This is a genomic window from Flavobacterium crassostreae (assembly GCF_001831475.1).
In the GTDB taxonomy this organism is placed as follows: domain Bacteria; phylum Bacteroidota; class Bacteroidia; order Flavobacteriales; family Flavobacteriaceae; genus Flavobacterium; species Flavobacterium crassostreae.
The window spans coordinates 857,318-877,524 of record NZ_CP017688.1; the positions used below are offsets into that span (position 1 = coordinate 857,318).

20 protein-coding genes are annotated in these 20,207 nt (G+C 38.1%); 12 read left to right on the forward strand and 8 right to left on the reverse strand.

What is annotated here, in order from left to right; translation table 11 throughout:
- Window positions 1-95: 95 nt before the first annotated feature.
- The 3 genes from LB076_RS03780 to LB076_RS03790 form a co-directional block, all read right to left on the reverse strand.
- Window positions 96-1,244: an ATP-binding protein gene (locus LB076_RS03780; protein ID WP_066333054.1), complete on the reverse strand. Its 1,149-nt coding sequence runs from the start codon at window positions 1,242-1,244 to the stop codon at window positions 96-98.
- 82 nt (window positions 1,245-1,326) lie between these two features.
- The gene (locus LB076_RS03785) at window positions 1,327-2,079 is read right to left on the reverse strand and encodes an SDR family NAD(P)-dependent oxidoreductase (RefSeq protein ID WP_066333056.1); all 753 of its coding nucleotides are present in this window, start codon (window positions 2,077-2,079) and stop codon (window positions 1,327-1,329) included.
- A 51-nt stretch (window positions 2,080-2,130) separates the two neighbouring features.
- Complete coding sequence (locus tag LB076_RS03790; RefSeq protein WP_066333403.1) at window positions 2,131-3,003, reverse strand: aldo/keto reductase; 873 nt, start codon at window positions 3,001-3,003, stop codon at window positions 2,131-2,133.
- Window positions 3,004-3,215: 212 nt separating this feature from the next.
- Between LB076_RS03790 and LB076_RS03795 the strand changes: the two genes are divergently transcribed.
- The 8 genes from LB076_RS03795 (at window position 3,216) to LB076_RS03830 (ending at window position 12,441) form a co-directional block, all read left to right on the forward strand.
- Window positions 3,216-4,220, forward strand: coding sequence for an AAA family ATPase (locus tag LB076_RS03795; RefSeq protein WP_066333058.1), 1,005 nt, complete (start codon window positions 3,216-3,218; stop codon window positions 4,218-4,220).
- An 81-nt stretch (window positions 4,221-4,301) separates the two neighbouring features.
- Entirely contained in the window at window positions 4,302-5,165 is an 864-nt protein-coding gene (locus LB076_RS03800; protein ID WP_066333059.1) for a DUF58 domain-containing protein, read from the forward strand.
- A 58-nt stretch (window positions 5,166-5,223) separates the two neighbouring features.
- Window positions 5,224-6,858, forward strand: a complete 1,635-nt coding sequence (locus tag LB076_RS03805) for a hypothetical protein (RefSeq protein WP_066333060.1) — start codon at window positions 5,224-5,226, stop codon at window positions 6,856-6,858.
- On the forward strand, window positions 6,858-7,859 hold the full coding sequence (locus LB076_RS03810; protein WP_066333063.1) for a vWA domain-containing protein: 1,002 nt from the start codon (window positions 6,858-6,860) through the stop codon (window positions 7,857-7,859). The genes LB076_RS03805 and LB076_RS03810 overlap by 1 nt, the downstream gene beginning before the upstream one ends.
- A 103-nt stretch (window positions 7,860-7,962) precedes the next feature.
- On the forward strand, window positions 7,963-8,997 hold the full coding sequence (locus tag LB076_RS03815; protein WP_066333071.1) for a VWA domain-containing protein: 1,035 nt from the start codon (window positions 7,963-7,965) through the stop codon (window positions 8,995-8,997).
- Window positions 8,998-9,046: 49 nt separating this feature from the next.
- Window positions 9,047-9,793 carry a tetratricopeptide repeat protein gene (locus tag LB076_RS03820; RefSeq protein ID WP_066333073.1) on the forward strand — a complete coding sequence of 249 codons (747 nt, stop codon included), beginning with the start codon at window positions 9,047-9,049 and terminating at the stop codon, window positions 9,791-9,793.
- Between the two features lie 82 nt (window positions 9,794-9,875).
- A complete protein-coding gene (locus LB076_RS03825; RefSeq protein WP_066333075.1) occupies window positions 9,876-11,621 on the forward strand; it encodes a BatD family protein in 1,746 nt (581 codons plus the stop codon).
- A gap of 76 nt (window positions 11,622-11,697) precedes the next feature.
- Window positions 11,698-12,441, forward strand: coding sequence for a tetratricopeptide repeat protein (locus LB076_RS03830; RefSeq protein WP_066333077.1), 744 nt, complete (start codon window positions 11,698-11,700; stop codon window positions 12,439-12,441).
- Window positions 12,442-12,450: 9 nt separating this feature from the next.
- On the opposite strand, the gene LB076_RS03835 is transcribed toward LB076_RS03830, so the two are convergent.
- Window positions 12,451-12,990 (reverse strand): CvpA family protein, encoded by a 540-nt coding sequence (locus LB076_RS03835; protein ID WP_066333084.1) that lies wholly within the window; start codon window positions 12,988-12,990, stop codon window positions 12,451-12,453.
- A 148-nt stretch (window positions 12,991-13,138) separates the two neighbouring features.
- On the opposite strand from LB076_RS03835, the gene LB076_RS03840 reads away from it, so the two are divergent.
- The 3 genes from LB076_RS03840 (at window position 13,139) to LB076_RS03850 (ending at window position 15,202) form a co-directional block, all read left to right on the forward strand.
- A complete protein-coding gene (locus LB076_RS03840; RefSeq protein ID WP_066333087.1) occupies window positions 13,139-13,495 on the forward strand; it encodes a hypothetical protein in 357 nt (118 codons plus the stop codon).
- 92 nt (window positions 13,496-13,587) lie between these two features.
- Window positions 13,588-14,607 carry a phenylalanine--tRNA ligase subunit alpha gene (gene pheS, locus LB076_RS03845; protein ID WP_066333405.1) on the forward strand — a complete coding sequence of 340 codons (1,020 nt, stop codon included), beginning with the start codon at window positions 13,588-13,590 and terminating at the stop codon, window positions 14,605-14,607.
- Window positions 14,608-14,794: 187 nt separating this feature from the next.
- Window positions 14,795-15,202: a hypothetical protein gene (locus LB076_RS03850; protein WP_066333090.1), complete on the forward strand. Its 408-nt coding sequence runs from the start codon at window positions 14,795-14,797 to the stop codon at window positions 15,200-15,202.
- Window positions 15,203-15,287: 85 nt separating this feature from the next.
- Here the strand turns inward: LB076_RS03850 and LB076_RS03855 are convergent, their stop codons facing one another.
- The 3 genes from LB076_RS03855 to LB076_RS03865 form a co-directional block, all read right to left on the reverse strand.
- Window positions 15,288-16,283, reverse strand: coding sequence for an NAD(P)H-dependent glycerol-3-phosphate dehydrogenase (locus LB076_RS03855; protein ID WP_066333093.1), 996 nt, complete (start codon window positions 16,281-16,283; stop codon window positions 15,288-15,290).
- Between the two features lie 291 nt (window positions 16,284-16,574).
- Window positions 16,575-17,732: an iron-containing alcohol dehydrogenase gene (locus tag LB076_RS03860; protein ID WP_066333096.1), complete on the reverse strand. Its 1,158-nt coding sequence runs from the start codon at window positions 17,730-17,732 to the stop codon at window positions 16,575-16,577.
- Window positions 17,733-17,824: 92 nt separating this feature from the next.
- Window positions 17,825-18,595 carry a type 1 glutamine amidotransferase domain-containing protein gene (locus tag LB076_RS03865; RefSeq protein WP_066333101.1) on the reverse strand — a complete coding sequence of 257 codons (771 nt, stop codon included), beginning with the start codon at window positions 18,593-18,595 and terminating at the stop codon, window positions 17,825-17,827.
- Between the two features lie 88 nt (window positions 18,596-18,683).
- On the opposite strand from LB076_RS03865, the gene LB076_RS03870 reads away from it, so the two are divergent.
- Entirely contained in the window at window positions 18,684-19,580 is an 897-nt protein-coding gene (locus LB076_RS03870) for a LysR family transcriptional regulator (RefSeq protein ID WP_066333408.1), read from the forward strand.
- On the opposite strand, the gene nadD is transcribed toward LB076_RS03870, so the two are convergent.
- Entirely contained in the window at window positions 19,581-20,192 is a 612-nt protein-coding gene (gene nadD, locus LB076_RS03875) for a nicotinate (nicotinamide) nucleotide adenylyltransferase (protein ID WP_066333105.1), read from the reverse strand.
- Window positions 20,193-20,207 lie beyond the last annotated feature (15 nt).

Sequence of the window (20,207 nt, forward strand, 5' to 3'; positions counted from 1 at the left end):
GCGTTGTTTTTTTAGAACATAAAAATAAGAAAAAGAGTTGGGCAAGGGGTGTTTTTTATTTTTTATTTTTCAGAAAAGCTCTAAAAACATTCCGTTTAGGCTTCTGTTTTGGTGTCGTATTTCATTTTTCGTAAAACGCGTAAGGCTTCTTTGAATGCTAAATAAATGTTTTTGTAGGGTTTTAAAAGCGGTTTGGCAAGGATCAATCTTTCTTTTGCGTCTTGAAAACCGTTGAGGTAACAAATCATGAATGTAGAGGGTAGGTTTTCTAAATCGATGTATTCTCGTTCGGTTAATGGGGTTTGTTTTTCTAATTTGAGCAGTAAGCCTAGATTTATATTGTAAATATGCAACAGCATCTTTTTGTTGAATTCTGGAGGCTGAAACAGCATTTGACTCTCTATCTTATAATACCCATTTTCATAAAAAAAGAGAATTTTTTTTTCTAAAGGATAGTAACTCGTTTTGTCATTCAAACCCAAGGGAACATATTCGGTAATGGTGAACGAATGCTCATCATAGGCTATGGTAACTACATCTTGAGCAGAATAAAAGAGCTTTACTTGTTCATTGATTAATTCAATATCTACTCTGGATAAATAGGTTTTTTGGCGTACTCTTTTGGGAATTCCTGCCCAACATATTATAAACAGCTCTTTAAAAACATGGTATTTTGGTGTCATGTCTTTGTGTTTGTACTGTATAAAATCAAAAACACCATCTAGGGTGTGTTTTATATTGTTGCGTGCGTTGTTTTCAATATCTGCCACGGTTGCAATGTTTTGGTAGTTTTTTTCAACATGTTCTTCGGTTGGCGTGGTGTTGCTTCCGCGTCTTACAAAAACACTATTTGCAGCAATGGTATGGATTCCTTTTTTAAAAAAAGAAGTTTTGTTTTTGGGTTTGATGGTTACCAGACCTACCACTTTATCTTTGGGTAGGTTTGGAAAAGGAACATTTTCGTATTGAATTTTAGGAGGATTCTCTAAGTAAGCGTTAACTAGGTTTTGAATGCGGCTGTCATCAAAAAAGTCATCGCCCACAATCTCATTGTCTTGATCCTCAACGCCCACAACAATATACGAATTGTTGGCCGGATTAGAATTGGATAAAGCGCAAATGTGTTTTAAAAATTTTGCTTTCCCCTCGCGTGTGTGCAAGTTTAATTGGCGTTTTTTGTCATAAAAGCTGTTTTCATCATTATGAGAGAGTAGGTTTTTAACTAAAAGACGCTTGTTAATCATGGGAGATGCTTTGGGTTATATAAAAAATTGCCACAGTTTTAAAACGAGTCTAAACTGTGGCATGGATAGGTTTGCAAGGCTTTTAATCTCTTTTTACAATTGTAGAAGAGGCTTGTGCAGTGCTCATTACTACCAGATCTGCAATATTGACGTGATAGGGTCTGGAGAGCACAAAATGGATTATATCTGCAATATCGTCGGCTTGCAGTGGGCTAAAGCCTTTGTACACATTAGCGGCTCTGGTGGTATCGCCTTTAAAGCGGACTTGGCTAAACTCTGTAGCCACCATCCCTGGATGAATGGCGCCTACTTTGATCCCATACAAATTTAAGTCCATCCGCATGCCTTGGTTCAGTGCATCTACGGCGTGTTTTGTAGCGCAATAAACATTTCCGTTGGGGTAAACTTCTTTTGCGGCAGTAGAACCAATATTGATAATATGGCCAGATTGTCGCGTCTTCATTTGCGGAATAATTGCTTTAGAAACATATAGCAAGCCTTTGATATTAATGTCAATCATGGCATCCCAATCTTCGATACTGCCGTCTTGAATGGGGTCTAGGCCATGGGCATTTCCGGCATTATTAATTAATACATCTATAGTAGCAAAGGCTTCGGGCAAAGAGGCAATGGCTTCAAAGACTGCTTTTTTGTCCCGAACATCAAACACCAAATGGTGTACTTGGGTGTGTGCTGCTAATTCTTCTTGTAAGGCCTCTAAGCGGTCTTTTCTTCTTCCGCAAAGGATAATTTTATAGTTGTTGCGCGCTAGGATTTTAGCTGTAGCTTGGCCTATTCCGCTCGTGGCTCCAGTGATAAAGGCTGTTTTGGTCATTTTGTTAGTTTTGAAAAGGGTTTTTGTTTGGACTGCATTTGTGCCATGGGTTTAAGGAACTTCGTGCCCCATGCTTTCGCTCCATATTGCAAACCAATCTTCTGGATCAAGGGTGAGTGCTACGGCTTTGTGCAACGACTGTATGCGAGCAATATTTACTGTGCCAGCAATAGGAATTACCTTAGCGGGATGTTGCAAAACCCAAGCCAATAAAAGGGTGTCAGAACCCAAATGGTATTTTGACACCAGCGTTGCCAATAGATTTTTTAATCGACGTGTTTGTGGTATGTCTTGTCGGAACACGGATCCCAAAGGGTTTCCAGAGATTGGTCGTATTTGGTTGTTCTGCATGTAATCAAAGCTGCCGTCGATCATGGGCTCAAAATTAGTGGCCGAAAAAGGTACTTGGTTGTAGCTTACGGCTGTTTTTTGGCGGATCAATTCGGTTTGAGAGTTGGTGAAGTTAGACAATCCAAAGGCATGGATTTTCCCTTCGGATTTTAGTTGTTCTACTGCTTCGGCAATAGTATCTGCCTGCATCAAAGGGCTTGGTCTGTGGAGCAGCAAAACATCTAAATAGTCTGTTTTTAGATTGCTCAAAGATTGCTCCACAGATCTAATTATGTGTGCTTTAGAGTAATCATAATGCTTGATGGTAGTGGGCCTGTTTTGGGCAACTATTTCAATACCACATTTAGAGATTAGTTGGATTTTTTCTCTAGCAATGGCGCTAGATGCAAAAGCGTTTCCAAAAGCAGCTTCGGTAGTATACGAGCCATAAATTGGCGCATGGTCAAAGGTGGTGATTTTATTTTCAAAACAAACATGGAGGATGTTTTCCATCTCTTTTTGATTGAGGTTTTTATCCCAAATACCCCAATTCATTGTTCCTGCAATGATGGGCGATAACGTGGTTGTATTCATGGTTTTAATTTTTAATTGTAATTGCAATTTTGGTCTATTGGATAGATGCTTCTCAAAGTTCTTAAAAATATAAAAATACTATCACAACAGATGCCTAAAATTAAGCAATTGCTAGAAGTTTTAACCATTTTTTAACATCTTTACTCTAAAAAAAAATTCAATTTGCACTACCAAATGTAAGGCTATAAAATTAAGGCATTAAATTCAATATTATGGAACAAAATACAGCAACTTTAGACATTAGAGCAATCAATGAAAAAATAGAAAGAGAAAGTGCATTTATTGATTTACTTTCCATGGAAATGAATAAAGTGATTGTAGGTCAAAAGCACATGGTAGAACGATTGCTTATTGGGCTTTTAGGCCAAGGGCATATTTTGTTAGAAGGGGTTCCTGGCTTGGCAAAAACCTTAGCGATCAATACCCTCTCTCAGGCAATTTACGGCTCTTTTAGTCGGATCCAGTTTACGCCAGATTTGTTGCCTGCAGATGTGGTTGGAACCATGATTTACAACATAAAACAAAATGAGTTTTCTATTAAAAAAGGGCCTATTTTTGCTAATTTTGTTCTTGCAGACGAGATTAACCGTGCGCCAGCAAAAGTGCAATCGGCATTATTGGAGGCCATGCAAGAAAAACAAGTAACCATTGGAGATACTACTTTTAAACTAGAAAGACCCTTCTTGGTGCTTGCCACCCAGAACCCAGTGGAGCAAGAAGGAACCTACCAGTTGCCAGAGGCACAAGTAGACCGTTTTATGCTAAAGACCGTTATTGATTATCCAAAAATGGACGAAGAGCGTTTGGTGATTCGTCAAAATTTAAAAGGAAGTTATCAAAAAGTAAACCAAGTAGTTTCGGTAGAACAGATCTTGCGAGCACAAGAAGCCGTTCGCGAAGTGTATATGGATGAGAAAATAGAAAAATACATCTTGGATATTATCTTTGCAACACGGTATCCAGAGAAATACAAATTAGCAGACTTAAAACCCTTGATTAGTTTTGGAGCTTCGCCTCGTGGAAGTATTAATCTTGCAGTTGCTGCAAAATGTTATGCCTTTATCAAACGCAGGGGATATGTAATTCCAGAAGATGTACGTGCAGTAGTACACGATGTATTGCGTCACAGAATAGGGATTACCTATGAGGCTGAGGCCGAAAACATTACTTCGGTAGATATTATCAACAAAATTGTAAACGAAGTAGAGGTGCCCTAAAAAGTTGTTTAATGTTTAAAGCGCGCTGTTGGCTAACAAAAACTTTAAACTTGTTGGAACCGTAAACAATTTTAAAAAAAAATGGACACAAAAGAACTTTTAAAAAAAGTACGCAAAATAGAAATCAAAACCCGAAGATTGAGCAATCATATCTTCTCAGGAGAATACCATACGTCTTTTAAAGGACGAGGAATGACCTTTAGTGAAGTACGACAATACCAATACGGGGATGATATCCGTGCCATAGACTGGAATGTTACGGCACGCTATAATGAGGCGCATGTAAAAGTTTTTGAAGAAGAACGAGAATTAACCATGATGTTGATGGTAGATATTTCGGGCTCAGAGAATTTTGGCACCCAGAACCAATTCAAAAAAGACATAGTAACAGAAATTGCTGCAACCATGGCTTTTTCGGCTACCCAGAATAACGATAAAATAGGATTGATTTTGTTTTCGGACCAGATTGAGTTGTATATTCCGCCCAAAAAAGGACGCTCCCATGTTTTACGAATCATTAGAGAGCTGCTAGAATTGGAACCCAAAAGCCGTAAAACAGACCTAACCCAAGCCTTAAAATTTTTATCCAGCACCCAAAAGAAAAAAGCCATTGTATTCCTGATTTCGGATTTTATGTGTCAAGGTTACGATCACAGCCTAAATATTGCAGCCAAAAAACACGACATTACCGGCATTCGAGTTTATGATATCCGAGAAGAAAGCATCCCCAATATCGGAATGGTTTCGATGCTAGATGCAGAGACAGGCAAAATAGCCTTAATAGATACCGCATCAAAAACGGTGCGGTTTAATTACGAAAAACAGTATAACCAAAAACTAAACTATTTTAAAGATAGCTTTAGTAAATCTGGGTCTGGAGTAGTCCACACTAGAGTTGACCAGAGTTATGTGACTAAATTATTAAGCTATTTCAAATCACGATAATAGTCCTTTTTCAATAGTTCCTAAATCAGGATCTGAAAAATCAAATGTTTCAAATAACATGAAAAGATATATCTACTTACTTGTACTTTTTTGTTGTATCCCGGTTTTTGCCCAACAAAAACCAGTACAAACCCTTATAAATACTACCAAAAACAAAATAGGAGCAGAGTTTAAGCTAACCCTAAAGACAAACGTAGATACCGTATCCAAAGTTGTTTTTCCGTCACCAAAAAACATGGGCGCACTAGAGGTAATCAAAACCTATCCTACAGATACCATTCTAAAAAACGGACGGTATGAGCTGATCCAAAAATATGGGTTAACCCAATTTGATTCGGGTAGCTACACTATACCAAGCAGTAAAATCCGTATTAACAACCAGCTCTATTATTCCGATTCTATCCAAGTAGAAGTAGCAAATGTTGCGGTAGACACCCTGAAACAAAAAATGTATGACATCAAAGACATTGCCACAGCAGAGAGCCAGAAAGCAAACGGCTGGAAATACCTTTTGGCAATAGCGCTACTTGCAGCTATAGGCTGTTTGGTTTATTGGTTGGTAAAAAAACAACAAAAAAAGAAAATAGAACACGAGGTTTATAAAACACCTATCGAAAAAGCAACCAATTTGCTAAACACCCTAGAACAAAAAGCACTTTGGCAAAAAGGAGAAATAAAAAACTACTACAGTGAGTTAACCGATATTGCCAGAAATTATATAGAAGAGGCCATTGAAATTCCAGCAATGGAAAGCACAACAGCCGAATTAATACAGGGACTAAGAGAAGCATCTCAAAAAAAGAAGATGGCTCTCACGCCAGAAATTATTGAAAATTTAGAGCGTGTTTTAAAACAAGCAGATTTAGTAAAATTTGCCAAATCCAAACCCTTAGATTTTGAAATTACAGAAGACAAAAATAAAATTCAAAGAGTAATTGTAACCCTAGACAAAGCCCTACCCGCAGTGGTTGAAAACCAAGAAGACAACCTGCTAAACGAGGTACAAAGACAAAAACAAATAGCCCTTCAGTTACAGAAAAAAAGAAAGAAACGCTGGGCCATTGCTGTGGCATCGGTACTTTTTTTGGGATTAACAACCCTTTTTTATTTTATAGCAACCCTAGGATTTACTAACGTAAAAGATACCCTCCTAAGGCATCCAAGCAAAGAATTGCTAGAAGGACAATGGATCCAAAGCACCTATGGTGACCCAGGGATACATATAGAAACACCCAAGGTGCTCAAACGTATAGATTTAACAAAATCATTACCCAAAAACGGCATGGCTTTAGTCAAAGAGATGCATTCTTTTGCCTACGGAAATATTTCGGATAGTTTTTATATAATGGTATCCACGTACCAATACAAACAAGATTCTGTTTCGGTAGACCTCAAAAAATCCATGGAACTTAGCATCCAAGCCCTAGAGTCTCAAGGCGCACAAAACATGTTAGTAAAACAAGAAACCTACGATACCCCCGAAGGCATAAGTGGTTTAAAAGGCTACGGTACTTTTTCGAGAATAAATACCATAACCAACAGCAGCGACAAATTGTATTACGAAATATTGCTATTCAAACAAGAAGGAGGTTTGCAACAAATACTCCTTTTTCATGAAGAAGGCGATGCGTATGCAAATCAAATAGCAGACAGAATATTGAATTCGGTTGAATTAAAAAAAACAAATCAATAATGGGTACTATCACGTTTTTAAATCCAGAGTTTTTTTGGTTATTTCTTTTGATCCCATTAGCTATAGCATGGTTGGTATACAAAAGAAACGAGCAAACTGCCACCTTAAAAATAAGTTCCTTGGATGGATTTCAGGCAACTGCATCGTGGTGGGTACGCTTGCATCCTTTTTTGAGTGGTTTACGATTAGCGGCATTAAGCGCCTTAATAGTAGCCCTAGCAAGACCCAGAACAGTAGATGTAAGCAACCAAACCAAAATAACAAAAGGGATTGATATTGTAATGGCAGTGGATGTTTCTGGGAGTATGCTTGCCAAAGATCTAAAACCCAACCGAATGGAAGCCCTAAAAAGGGTAGCTGCAGACTTTGTAGAACAACGCCCCAATGACCGCATTGGTTTGGTGGTGTACGCCTCCGAAGCCTACACAAAAACGCCAGTAACCAGTGATAAAGCCATTGTTTTAGAGGCTATAAAGAGCATAAAATACGATAATGTTTTGCAAGACGGAACCGGAATAGGAATGGGGTTGGCCACGGCCGTAAACCGCTTAAAAGACAGCAAAGCCAAAAGCCGAGTAATCATTCTTTTGACAGATGGGGTCAACAATGCGGGTTTTATAGAGCCCGAAACCGCAGCAGATATAGCCAAACAATACGGCATTAAAGTATATACCATAGGAATTGGAACCAACGGAATGGCAGAATTTCCTTACGCAATAGGCCCTAACGGGCAGTTTTTGTTTCAAAGAATGAAAGTAGAAATTGACGAGCGCTTGATGCAAAATATAGCCAGAAAAACAGACGGAAGATATTTTAGAGCAACCAGCAACAGCAAGCTAGCCTCTATTTATGCAGAAATAAATAAGCTAGAAACCACCGAAATTGAAGAGCTAAAGTTTTATGACTACGACGAAAAATACCGTCCTCTGGTACTCCTAGCTGGATTGTTACTAGTATTAGAAATAGCCTTAAGAAACACCATTTACAAAAGCTTTCTTTAAAACCGTTCCAAATCCAGAGATCCAATAAAACAAATAAGCGGCAATTAAAAGCTAGAAATTGAAAATGTGCCCCAATTTGAGGGCTTAGAATTTTAAAAAAATTATGGAACTAGACCAAAGCAATTACTTATACCTCCTCTTTTTACTGCCAATACTAGTGGCAGTATTCCTTTATAATATATATTGGAAAAGAAAAAAACAACGCGAGTTTGGTGACTTAAATTTGATTGCACGGCTAAGTCCAGAGCGTTCCGTATTCAAGCCGATTTTAAAACTAGTAGTGCTTCTATTGGCCATAGCCGGATTGATTTTGGGACTAGTTAACCCAAAAATTGGCACCACCATGGAAACCGTAAAACGAGAAGGAATAGACATTGTTTTTGCCATGGACGTATCCAAGAGTATGTTGGCCCAAGATATTGCGCCAAGTAGGTTAGAGAAGAGCAAACAAATTGTTTCGCAAATCATCAACCAGCTAGGCAATGATCGCATTGGTATTGTAGCCTATGCAGGTAGCGCTTTTCCGGTATTGCCTATCACTACAGATTATAGCGTAGCAAAAATGTTTTTGCAAAGCATGAGTCCAGATATCGTATCCTCACAAGGTACCGCCCTAGACGAGGCAATAAAATTATCGGCAACTTATTTTGACCCAAAAAGCAAAACCAGCAAGTTGTTAGTTCTAATTTCTGACGGAGAAGACCATTCTGAAGGGGCTCAATCCGTAGCCGCAGACGCAAACAAGCAAGGCATGCGTATTGTGACCATAGGAATAGGAACCGAAAAAGGAAGCACCATTCCACTGCCCACAACCACAGGCCAACCAAATTACCAACGCGATAATGCAGGCGCAATTGTTACCACCAAATTAAACCGAGCCAATCTTCAGGCTATAGCCAAAGCTACTAAGGGCGGTTATATAGATGGTAACAATACCAAAGAAGTGGTAGAATATCTAAAAAACACCCTAAATACCATCCAAAAAACGGAGTTCGAATCCACACAGATGGCTAATTTTCAATCTCAATTTCAGTGGTTTTTAGGATTTGCATTCGTACTGCTATTTTTGGATCTATTCTTTTTAGAAAAAAAGACCACATGGCTAAAAAAATTAAATCTCTTTAACGACAAGTCGTAACTACTTTAGCACAGACACCGGTTTGTTGGAGAAATAAAAACAGAATTAAATGAAAAATAGTAAAAAATACCACGCCGTTTTTATCTTGTTTCTTTTTTGCGGATTGCCTACCGCATGGGCACAAGACCAAGGCAGCATTTTGCCCCAAGCCAACCAGCAATACAAAGACAAAAACTTTGTAGAAGCCGAGGCCAATTACAGAGTTTCAAGTTCTAAATCTGCACATAAAACCAGCTCGACCTACAATCTAGGTAATGCCATTTATAGACAAAATCAAGCATCCGAGGCCAAACATGCCTACCAAGAGGCACTACAAACAGCCAAAACCGCTACGCAAAAACACCAAGCATTGCATAACCTTGGCAACGTTTTTATGAAAGAAAAAGACTATACACAGGCCGTTGCAGCATATAAAAATGCCCTAAGAAACAACCCCTCCGATGAAGAAACGAGATACAATTATGCTTTGGCCAAAAAAATGTTGAAAGAAAATCCGCCAAAAGAAGACCAAAACAAGAAGGATAAGGATAAAAAAGACAAAGACAAAGACAAGGATAAAAAAGACGATACTAAAGATAAAGACAAAAAAGAAGACCCCAAGAAAGATGGGGACAAAGACCAGAAAGATTCCAAAAATCCAGACCAAGAAGCTCCCAAGCCCCAACCAGAGAGCATGTCAGAACAACGTTTAAAAAACCTCTTGAACGCCGTAAATAACGAAGAAAAGAAAGTACAAGACAAAGTAAACGCAAACAAAGTAAAAGGCAAACCAACCAAAACAGAAAAAGACTGGTAAAAAAGTAATTTTCGAGGCTTGCAACCCAGCACTAAAACCCAAACCAGAACCTATTCTGTGGATAAATGAACAAAGATTAAGGATGAAAAAGTTTTTATTTATAGTACTATGGAGCTTTCAAGGGCTTTTGGCCCAAGTGCAATTTGAAGCAAAAGTTAGCAAAACAACTCTGGGTTTAAACGAGAGACTTCGGATTGATTTTGCAATGAATATTGATGGAGACAACTTCAACGAACCCTCTTTTGACGGATTTCAGGTAATTGCAGGACCAAGCCAGCAAGTTAGCCAGTCTTGGATAAACGGCCGGAGCTCTTTTGAAAAAATTTACTCCTATTATTTATTACCTAACCGCAAAGGAATACTTACCATCAAGCCAGCCACCATAGAGTACAATGGCCAGATTTACAAAACTACTCCCATAAAAGTAACGGTCACCGCTGCAGTAGAACAGCCTAAAGACCCTAATGATACGAGTATTTCGGCAGATAATAATTTATACTTAATAGCAACTATATCTAAAACCAACCCGTATGTAAATGAACCCATAACGGTAGTCTACAAATTGTATTTTGCAAACATTGGGATTTCTAATTTTAGGGAACTCAACAAACCCAAGTACAACGATTTTTGGAGTCAGAATATAGAAATAAAACAACTAGAGGCCGAAGAAGGAATATTCAAAGGAGAAAACTACCGCTATGTAGTGTTAAAAAAAGTAGTACTCTATCCACAGAAATCTGGCAAGCTAATTATAGAACCACTCACCTTAGATGTAGATGTGCAATTGCCTACCAATAGGCGCGATATTTTTGGCAGAATGTTACTTTCAGAGACCAGCAAAAAAGTTTCTGCAGGCGCCAAAACAATACAAGTACGGCCTTTGCCAGAAAGCGGCAAGCCAGACGATTTTACGGGAGCAGTAGGAACGTTTGATTTTAAAGTAACGCCTTCTAAAACAAGCTTAAAAAATGGCGAAAGCTTGGACTTGTTAGTACATGTAACCGGTAAAGGGAACCTAAAATTATTTAGTTTGCCCAAGCCAGTTGTGCCAAATGCCCTTGAGATGTATGATGCAGTACACCAAGAGAGCGTTACCACATCTTTGGCAGGAATGTCCGGAAAAATAACAGACAAGTACGCCATTGTGCCTCAGTATAAGGGCAATTATCCCATAAAACCGCTGCGTTTTTCTTATTTTGATTTAAATTCAGGTAGTTACAAAACCCTAAGTTCTCCAGAGATCTTGATCCAGGTTTTGAATGGTCCTACAGATACCCGAGCTACAGATAGTCTGAGCATAGCATCCGGAACAAATACCATACACACACCGCAGTTTGCTAACATCAAGACCAATACGGAACTAAAACCAACCAATCCAAAAGACTTTTTTGGATCGACAACCTACTTCTGGTTATTGCTGTTGCCATTTTTAGGAATACCATTACTTATACTATTTAAAAACAAAAAAGAAGCTTTTGATCGCGATATAGTAGGCAGCAAAATCCGCAACAACAATAGGTTGGCCAAAAAATATTTGTCTCAAGCCAAAAAGCAAACACACCATAAAGAATTGTTTTATATTGCCCTAGAGAAGGCCATGCATAACTTTCTTAAGGCAAAGTTGCATATGGAAACCTCAGAGATGAGTAAAGACAATATAAAGACCATTTTGTTAGATAAAAATGCAAATCCGGCTACTGTAGACCAATTTATAGCACTTACTGAAAATTGCGAAATTGCACGATACGCACCAGCATCTAGTGCCGCAATCCAGAACGATTATGACAAAGCAGTAAGCATAATTGCATCCTTAGAAAAAGAAATCTAACCAAAATTTGCAAAAAGTAAATTCCATGCCAAATCGGTTATCGTTGGTTTATAACCTAACTTAGAAACCCAAAAAAATGAAAAACATTGTATATCTATTACTACTATTTGCTCCACTTTTAGTTGCTCAAAACAACTTTGAAAAAGGCAACCAATTGTATGCAAAAGGCAATTACGCCCAAGCCGCCGCCGCATATAATTTGGTTTTAGACGCTAATTTAGAATCTGCAGAACTATACTACAACCTAGCCAATTGCTATTATAAATTAAATAAAGTAGCCCCAGCAATTTATAATTACGAAAAAGCATTGGTCCTAAAACCCAAGGATCCCCAAACAATAAACAATTTAAAATTTGCTCAAAAAAGAACCGTAGATACCGTCAAAGACATTCCTAAAGTAGGTTTTGCAAAATTACTTAGAGATTTTACGGCCCAATACCACTACAACACTTGGGGGTATCTCTCTGTTGGGATAGCAAGTTTGTTTTTGTTGCTATTTATAGGATATTATTTTTCTCAAAAAAGCCTTTTCAAACGAGTTTTTTTTGGAGGAATGCTACTACTAAGTGTACTACTGGCCAGTAGTATTATGGCTGCTATTTTTGAACGCCAAGAGTGCCAAAAAGACCAACCAGCTATTGTTTTTGCCGAAAAAACAAACCTCCAAAAAACACCACAACAAAACAGTAAAACAATAATTACAGTGCACGAGGGTACAAAGGTGTTTGTAATTAAAACCATACAAGATTGGAAAAAAGTACAATTAACAGATGGCACCAAGGGCTGGATAAACCAAAACGCCATTAAAGAAGTAAAATAATTCGATGCACTATTCTTCCGTGTGGGACGGTGTTGGCTTAGTAGTTTGGGTGTTTTTAAAATCCGAGTACCATTTTTCAAGAGAAGGATATATAAAGCGGGCTGTTTTTTGTATCGGGTTATACAACAAAGACTGTTCAAAGGTTTCCTCTTTAACAAGCATGTTGTTCAAGTTGATTTTCTGAAAAAGATTGCATACCACACTCAACAACAAAATAGTTTTGAGCACACTCAGCAATCCACCTGCAAGAGTGTTAATCCATCCCAAAAAAGCAAAATCCATAATTTTGGTAAACACCTTTGCAAGCAAATGAATCCCAATGACAATTGCCAAAAAGGTGAGCGCAAAAGCCATTATTTCAACATATTTGGAAGACCAAGAAAATGCTTTAACCAAGTATTCTTTTACAAAATGCGAACATTTAATGGCCAAATAAATCCCTAAAACCAAAGAGAGCAAAGACGCTAATTCTGCAAAAAGACCATTTCTAAGCCCCTTGTATAAGGCATAAACCAGCAAAGCTCCTAAAACAATATCCAAAAAACCCATAATTATAAATTAGTAAGTGAAGCCACAAATATAAAATAAATCAAACCGCCATTGTCAATTTTCAAGTTGTTATCTTTGCCAAAAATAATCTAGCGGTTTTACCAGATACAGCAAATCCCGAAACCGTTGGTCCCAACCAACCACCATCATGTCAAGAGATATACAACTTAAAGAACGCTGGGAACAGCTTGTAACCATACTATCGGATCAATTCTCACAAGGAGAAGACTTAGATCTAGATGCCATTATATACCTAATCGGAGTCCAAGAATTAGGCAAAGTGCACCGAGAGTACAAAAAAGACGAAAAATTAAACCTCATGCACATTGCCATTTGTAGATTATTAGAACCCTATGGTTTTTATGAATTTGAATTTTTTGACTCCGATGGCTGGCCACACTATACCGTCAAAGAAGCCTTGCCGCCGCTAAAACCAGGAGAACAATCCGTACTGATGAAAGAAGCCATCGTTACTTATTTCTTAGAGCGCGAGCTCATAGACTAAAACAGCAACAAAATTAGTCCGCAAACTTTAAACATAAAACGGTAAACCTAAAACAAATTTTGTAAATTTGTTGACCCAATTAGTGCATGAAAATGATAGACAAGATAAAAGAATATATTGACCAAGTACAGGCTTTTTCTACACAAGACAAGGCCGAATTAGAAACCTTTAGAATCAAATTTTTAGGAAGCAAAGGGCTACTAAAAGATTTTTTTGCAGCGTTCAAAGACGTGCCAAACGATCAAAAAAAAGAATTTGGTCAAGTAATCAACTTACTAAAAACCTCCGCCGAAGAAAAAGTAAAATCCATTCAAGAAACCCTAGCAAGCAAAGAAGAGACCAAAGGCATTTTTGGAGACCTAACCCGATCCTCAGAACCAGTAATCATTGGATCCAGACACCCCATCTCTATAGTCAAAAATCAAATTATAGACATCTTTTCCAACATAGGTTTCAACGTGTCCGAAGGCCCCGAAATCGAAGACGATTGGCATAATTTTACCGCATTAAACCTGCCAGAATACCATCCGGCACGAGACATGCAAGACACCTTTTTTATCCAAACCAATCCAGACACCCTACTGCGCACCCACACCTCATCGGTACAAGTACGTTACATGGAAGAAAACAAACCACCCATACGCACCATCTCACCAGGGCGTGTATTTAGAAACGAAGCCATATCCTCCCGTTCCCACTGTATATTCCATCAAGTAGAAGGCCTCTACATAGACAACGAAGTATCCTTTGCAGACCTAAAACAAACCCTATTGCACTTCACCAAAGAAATGTTTGGTAAGTCCAAAATACGCCTAAGACCATCCTACTTTCCGTTCACAGAGCCAAGCGCCGAGATAGACATTTATTGGGGACTAAAAACCGAAACCGATTATCGAATCACCAAAGGAACCGGTTGGTTAGAAATAGGAGGTTGCGGTATGGTAGACCCAAACGTTCTAAAAAACTGCGGCATCAACCCCGAAGAATACAACGGATTTGCTTTCGGAATGGGCGTAGAGCGCATAGCCATGCTACTTTACCAAATCGGAGACATCCGTATGTTTTATGAAAATGACGTGCGTTTCTTAGAACAATTCAAAGCAAATATTTAAAAAACAAGGAGCTATTTCCAGCTATTCGTTACAATCTTTTGTTGTTTTAAAGAAAAACAACAAAAGGATTTCCACTTCTATCTGGGCTAGAAATTGGGCGCGCGCACTAGTTAAAGCCAACCCAATCACAACAAAAATCGGGTCTAATGACAGCAGTTCCAAACCACAGCTACAGAATTACAACAGCATGAAAAAAGACATAATAATACCCATAGTAGAAAACGTTTTTCTGGCAGCAGTCCCAGAATGGAGCGATGAATTCATGGAAAAAGTATGGTACGCCTACTTAGTCAATGACAGCGACTACCTTATAGAAAGCGTGATGGTAGTCTCCAAAGCATTTGGAACCCTCCAAGGCGAAATGAAAAAAACCTCCCTACTACGCCACGCATTTGTTAGCGTTCCAAGCGTATCGGTAGTCAAGCTAGAAATGATCGAAAAAAGCGTCCTACAACTCCACAACGAGTTCTCGGTTACCTATTTTATAGAAAACACACTATACGACAAAAAATTTATCTTTAAAGCAAATTCCATCCAAGAAGCAAACCTCGAAGAAGTTCCAATTCTATTCCAAGATGGCGTTATACAACGATAGCCTTAAAACCATATTATAACCAACCAAGGCGCTACCCCAAACAGAGTAGCGCCTTGCTTATTTTTGCAAAAGCCAAACAAATAATTTAGTCTAATTTGTCGGTCAGTTTCTTGAAAACACTCTTGGCATCCTTACCTTGGTATAAAATTTGGTACACCGCATCAATAATAGGCGTTTTAGCACCATAATCCTGATTAAGTTGGTAGGCGCTTTGGGTAGCATAATACCCCTCGCATACCATACTCATCTCCATCATAGCACTCTTTACAGTATAGCCTTTGCCAATCATGTTACCAAAGGTGCGGTTTCTAGAAAATATAGAATAGCCAGTAACCAATAAATCACCCAAATAAGCCGAGTCATTAATGTTACGTTTCATTTTGTGTACCTTTTTGATAAATTTTTTCATCTCCCGTATACCGTTACTCATCAACACCGATTGAAAATTATCGCCATACCCCAAACCATGTGCAATACCGGCCGCAATAGCATAAATATTTTTAAGCATAGCGGCATATTCTGTACCAATAATATCGTCTGTGATTTTGGTTTTTATAAAATCTCCAGACAAATGCTTGGCAACTATTTTGGCCTTAGCAGCATCTCCACAGGCAATAGTTAGGTACGACAAACGCTCTAGTGCCACTTCTTCGGCATGACAAGGCCCAGTAATCACCCCAATGTGGTCATAAGGAATGTCATAGGTAAAATGAAAATGCTCCCCTACAATCATGCTAGTCTCGGGTACAATTCCTTTAATGGCAGAAAAAATTATTTTGTCCTTTAACGAAACCTTTAATTTTTGTAACTCTCCCCCCAAAAAAGCAGAAGGAATAGCAAAAATAATATAATCGGCATACGCCACGGCTTGGTTAATATCGTTAGTTAAGTGTAGTTTTTGGGTGTCAAACTCTACCGCGCTTAAATAATTGGGGTTATGTTTGTATTTTTTGATGTGTTCTATCGCAGATTCGTTACGCATATACCAGTATACCTCCGAAAGATTTACGCATAACATTTTGGTAATTGCAGTAGCCCAGCTTCCTCCGCCAATAACTGCAAATTTTATATTTTGGGTCATTTTTTTAATTTTATTCAAAAGTACTTAAAAAAGCATAAATCCTATGCTAAAAAAAAGCCAACAAAATCAAGTGATGCAGAAGTATTTGTTTTTTTGTGTCTAAAAAAACAAGCATTTTAGTAATTATATAAAATAATCTAACATAATTTGCGTTATTGTGATATAATTTTTATTTTTTAGTAGATTGCGTATTAAATTAGTAGTGTGCACTTTAAAAAAAAGGCGCCTTCTTAAACAGAAGAGCGCCTTTTAATTGCACCGGTATTCTAGCATGCTAGACCGTGTCTGGAATTAATAACTTCTTTCTACAATAGCTTTCACTTTTTCTAATGTGATATTTTGTTTTTCGCCTAAGGCTTTCCATCCTCTATCTTCAAAACGCTTTACGATAAAAGTAGCGGTGTTGCTATACTCTTGGGTATAATCGGATAGTTTTGTGTCCATTCCCATGCGGTGAAAAAAGGTAACGGTTTTGTTTATTGCTTCGTTTGCAATTTCGTCTTCGGTGCCTTCTAAATTAAAGATTCGTTTACCGTATTGCGCTAGTTTGGCTTTTTTGGTTTCAAACATAACCGTATACAAACTCGGAGCAATGATGGCAAGTGTTCTGGCATGATCTATCCCGTACATGGCCGTTAATTCATGACCAATCATGTGGGTTGCCCAATCACTCGGAACCCCTTTTTGTATCAAACCATTAAGTGCCATAGTACACGACCACATAAAGTTGGATGCTAAGGCATAATCACTAGGGTCTTCTACCACCTTTGGACCAACTTCAATTAAGGTATGCAAAATTCCTTCGGCAATTCGATCTTGCAAATACCCCTCATGTGGATACGTCAAGTATTGCTCCATAACATGTGTATAGGCATCTACCACACCATTTTGTAGTTGTCTTTTAGGCAAAGATTGAATTACAGTAGGATCACAGATAGAGAATTTTGGGAACAAGGCCGAACCTCCAAAGGCTAATTTTTCTTTGGTGGCTTGGATGGTAACTACTGCTCCAGAGTTCATTTCGCTTCCGGTAGCTGGCAGAGTAAGTACGGTTCCAAATGGCACTGCATTTTCTTTAATCAAAATACGCTTTTGCAAAATTTCGATAGGATCCCCTTTGTAATTAACTGCTCCCGAGATAAATTTTACCCCATCAATAACAGATCCACCACCTACAGCAAGTATAAAATCAATTTTTTGTTCCTTAACAATAGCCACTGCTTTCATCAAAGTTTCAAAATGCGGATTGGCTTCGATACCGCTAAATTCTACAATTTCGTGCCCTTTAAGGTTGCGGATAACTTGTTCGTGGATTCCGTTTTTAAAGATACTGCCGCCTCCGTAGGCTACCAAAATTTTTGCTCCAGCAGGTACCAGGTCACCTAATTTTTCTATTTGTCCTTTTCCAAAAACAAGATTGGTAGGGTTGTATAATTCAAAGTTGGTCATAATTTAAAATATTTAAAATTTAAGAAGGCTCTATCGCTACAATTCTGCGATAGAGTTGGAGCCAGATAAAGCCTTCTCAGTATTATTATGTATTATTTTTTGGCATGCAATTGTTCTAACAATTTTCCGGCAACTAATTTAGACGAAGCAGGGTTTTGCCCCGTAATCAATAAACCATCTTCTACAGCATACGGATTCCAGTCTGCTCCCTTAGAGTAAGTGGCACCATTGGCTTGCAAAGCATCTTCTAATAAAAACGGAACTACCTCTGACAATCCTACAGCAGCTTCTTCGGTATTTGAAAATCCGGTCACTTTTTTTCCTTTCACTAAAAATTCGCCGTTTACTTTTACATTTTTTAATACCGCTGGAGAGTGGCACACAAAAGCTACTGGCTTGTTGTTGGTATAAAAAGCGGCAATTAAAGCATCAGAATCTTTATTCGCAGCTAAATCCCAAAGTGGCCCATGTCCTCCTGGATAAAAAACGGCATCATAATCCGACTCTTTTATGTCAGTTAGTTTATGTGTTTTGCTCAATTTAGCTTGTAATGCCGTGTCTTTATCAAAACGTTTCGTGTCTTCTGTTGCAAAGGATTCATCCGCACTTTTTGGATCAATTGGAGGTTGCCCTCCTAGTGGAGTTGCAATGTCAATTACAACTCCTTTGTCTGCTAACTCATAATATGGTGCAGCAAATTCTTCTACCCAAAATCCTGTTTTTTCTCCTGTGTTCCCTAAATCAGAGTGACTAGTTAGAACAAATAATACTTTTTTCATGTTTGTTTTTTTTGTTTTTTGCGCAGCTGCTCTAAAACAACCTACGGTTACTACTATTAAGGCAAATAATGCAATTTTTTTCATTGGGGTTATTTTGTTGGTACAAATCTACGGGTATTATGCTATCAGTAAAAATAATTTAAATTATGTTTGTGATAAATATATTTATATCATGGTAAATCTAGAATGGTACCGTACTTTTAAATCGGTCTACAAAAACGGCAATTTCTCCTTGGCTGCCAAAGAGTTGTTTATAAGCCAACCTGCAGTGAGTCAGCAAATAGCCATGCTGGAGGCTCATGTGGGCTATACTTTATTTAACCGAAAATCAAAAGGTGTTGAACCTACGGAATATGCTAAGTTATTGAATAACTTGATTATAGAAGCGCTGGATCGTTTAGAGAATGTAGAAAATGGTTTTCGTGCCAAAGCATTTAACGCCAATAGATTGATTACTGTGGGGATTTCTAGGCATCTTTTTAATAGCTTGGGCAGGGTATTGATTTCAAAATTTGATTATATTGATTTTAGTTTTCACGAAAGTGAATTGTTGTTTGAATTGGTGAATACCAAAAAAATTGATTTTGCCATCCTTACGCAAAAACACGACACCTTTGATACCGTTCAGACCAAGGTAGGCACAATCAAACCAGTAGTGGTAGGTTCTAGGGATATAGATCTCTCGGGGCTACAACACCCTATTGAAATCCAGCATAATAACGCTATAGAGCAATGGCTAAACGAACAAATTTGGTACAGCCATGATGCCAGAATACCACATGTTAAGTTATTTTGGCTGCATGTTTTTGACAAAAAACGGCCTACTATAGTTCCTAATTATATTATTCCTTCAGAATTTGAAATGCTATCTGCCATGGTTCAAAATTCCGGAATTGCCATTAGTTGGAATTGTAATGCCAAGTTTTTTATAACTCAGGGCACTTTGCAAATGGTGTGGGATAGTGCCAAAATGCCTGGCACAGATGTGTATTTGCTGTCTGGCAAAAACGAGCATTTTAATACCGCATTTAAAGAAATCGAGACCGAATTGGTCAAAATACTGCAGTAATTATTTTTTATAAAAAAGATTGTGGTCCAGGTATTCCCAAACCTTAGCAGGCACCAAAGGCCGAATGTTTTTTCCTTCTTTGATGTTGTTACGAATAAAAGTAGACGATATCTCGACTACTGGAGCGTCAATAAGATGAATCTTGGGATGGTTTTTTAACGCTACGTTTTCTTGTTCAGATGAAATTGCTTCGCGGTTTGGTCCTTTGGCTTCGAGTCTAGGATAAACGTAGATGTCGTGATTTTGCAAAATAACGTCGTAGTTTTTCCATTTATGAAGTGATTTTAAATTGTCTTCGCCCATAAGCAACGAAAACGTATGATGAGCATATTTCTCTTCTAGGTGAACTAAAGTGTTCACGGTATAATTCGGTTGTGCTAATTTAAACTCAATATCCGAGGGTTTTATTTTGGCAAAATCTTCGGTGGCTAGATGTACCATGTGCAATCTATGAAAATCATCGAGCAAAGTGCTTTTGTTTTTGTGCGGATTGTGCGGCGTAACCACCATCCAGATTTGATCCAAATCAGAATGCTCTGCCATGTGATTGGCAAGGATTAAATGACCAATATGAACGGGGTTAAAGGTCCCAAAATAAAGTCCTATTTTCATCGATTTTCTTTCTAG

Excerpts from the sequence above, each read along its gene's own strand:
- LB076_RS03830 (WP_066333077.1), top strand. The coding sequence starts at position 11,698 with ATGAAAAACATTGTATATCTATTACTACTATTTGCTCCACTTTTAGTT.
- LB076_RS03805 (WP_066333060.1), top strand. The coding sequence starts at position 5,224 with ATGAAAAGATATATCTACTTACTTGTACTTTTTTGTTGTATCCCGGTT.
- LB076_RS03865 (WP_066333101.1), bottom strand. The coding sequence starts at position 18,595 with ATGAAAAAAATTGCATTATTTGCCTTAATAGTAGTAACCGTAGGTTGT.
- LB076_RS03815 (WP_066333071.1), top strand. The coding sequence starts at position 7,963 with ATGGAACTAGACCAAAGCAATTACTTATACCTCCTCTTTTTACTGCCA.
- LB076_RS03780 (WP_066333054.1), bottom strand. The coding sequence starts at position 1,244 with ATGATTAACAAGCGTCTTTTAGTTAAAAACCTACTCTCTCATAATGAT.
- LB076_RS03785 (WP_066333056.1), bottom strand. The coding sequence starts at position 2,079 with ATGACCAAAACAGCCTTTATCACTGGAGCCACGAGCGGAATAGGCCAA.
- LB076_RS03840 (WP_066333087.1), top strand. The coding sequence starts at position 13,139 with ATGTCAAGAGATATACAACTTAAAGAACGCTGGGAACAGCTTGTAACC.
- LB076_RS03835 (WP_066333084.1), bottom strand. The coding sequence starts at position 12,990 with ATGGGTTTTTTGGATATTGTTTTAGGAGCTTTGCTGGTTTATGCCTTA.
- nadD (WP_066333105.1), bottom strand. The coding sequence starts at position 20,192 with ATGAAAATAGGACTTTATTTTGGGACCTTTAACCCCGTTCATATTGGT.
- LB076_RS03790 (WP_066333403.1), bottom strand. The coding sequence starts at position 3,003 with ATGAATACAACCACGTTATCGCCCATCATTGCAGGAACAATGAATTGG.
- pheS (WP_066333405.1), top strand. The coding sequence starts at position 13,588 with ATGATAGACAAGATAAAAGAATATATTGACCAAGTACAGGCTTTTTCT.
- LB076_RS03860 (WP_066333096.1), bottom strand. The coding sequence starts at position 17,732 with ATGACCAACTTTGAATTATACAACCCTACCAATCTTGTTTTTGGAAAA.
- LB076_RS03795 (WP_066333058.1), top strand. The coding sequence starts at position 3,216 with ATGGAACAAAATACAGCAACTTTAGACATTAGAGCAATCAATGAAAAA.
- LB076_RS03825 (WP_066333075.1), top strand. The coding sequence starts at position 9,876 with ATGAAAAAGTTTTTATTTATAGTACTATGGAGCTTTCAAGGGCTTTTG.
- LB076_RS03850 (WP_066333090.1), top strand. The coding sequence starts at position 14,795 with ATGAAAAAAGACATAATAATACCCATAGTAGAAAACGTTTTTCTGGCA.
- LB076_RS03800 (WP_066333059.1), top strand. The coding sequence starts at position 4,302 with ATGGACACAAAAGAACTTTTAAAAAAAGTACGCAAAATAGAAATCAAA.
- LB076_RS03855 (WP_066333093.1), bottom strand. The coding sequence starts at position 16,283 with ATGACCCAAAATATAAAATTTGCAGTTATTGGCGGAGGAAGCTGGGCT.
- LB076_RS03870 (WP_066333408.1), top strand. The coding sequence starts at position 18,684 with ATGGTAAATCTAGAATGGTACCGTACTTTTAAATCGGTCTACAAAAAC.
- LB076_RS03810 (WP_066333063.1), top strand. The coding sequence starts at position 6,858 with ATGGGTACTATCACGTTTTTAAATCCAGAGTTTTTTTGGTTATTTCTT.
- LB076_RS03820 (WP_066333073.1), top strand. The coding sequence starts at position 9,047 with ATGAAAAATAGTAAAAAATACCACGCCGTTTTTATCTTGTTTCTTTTT.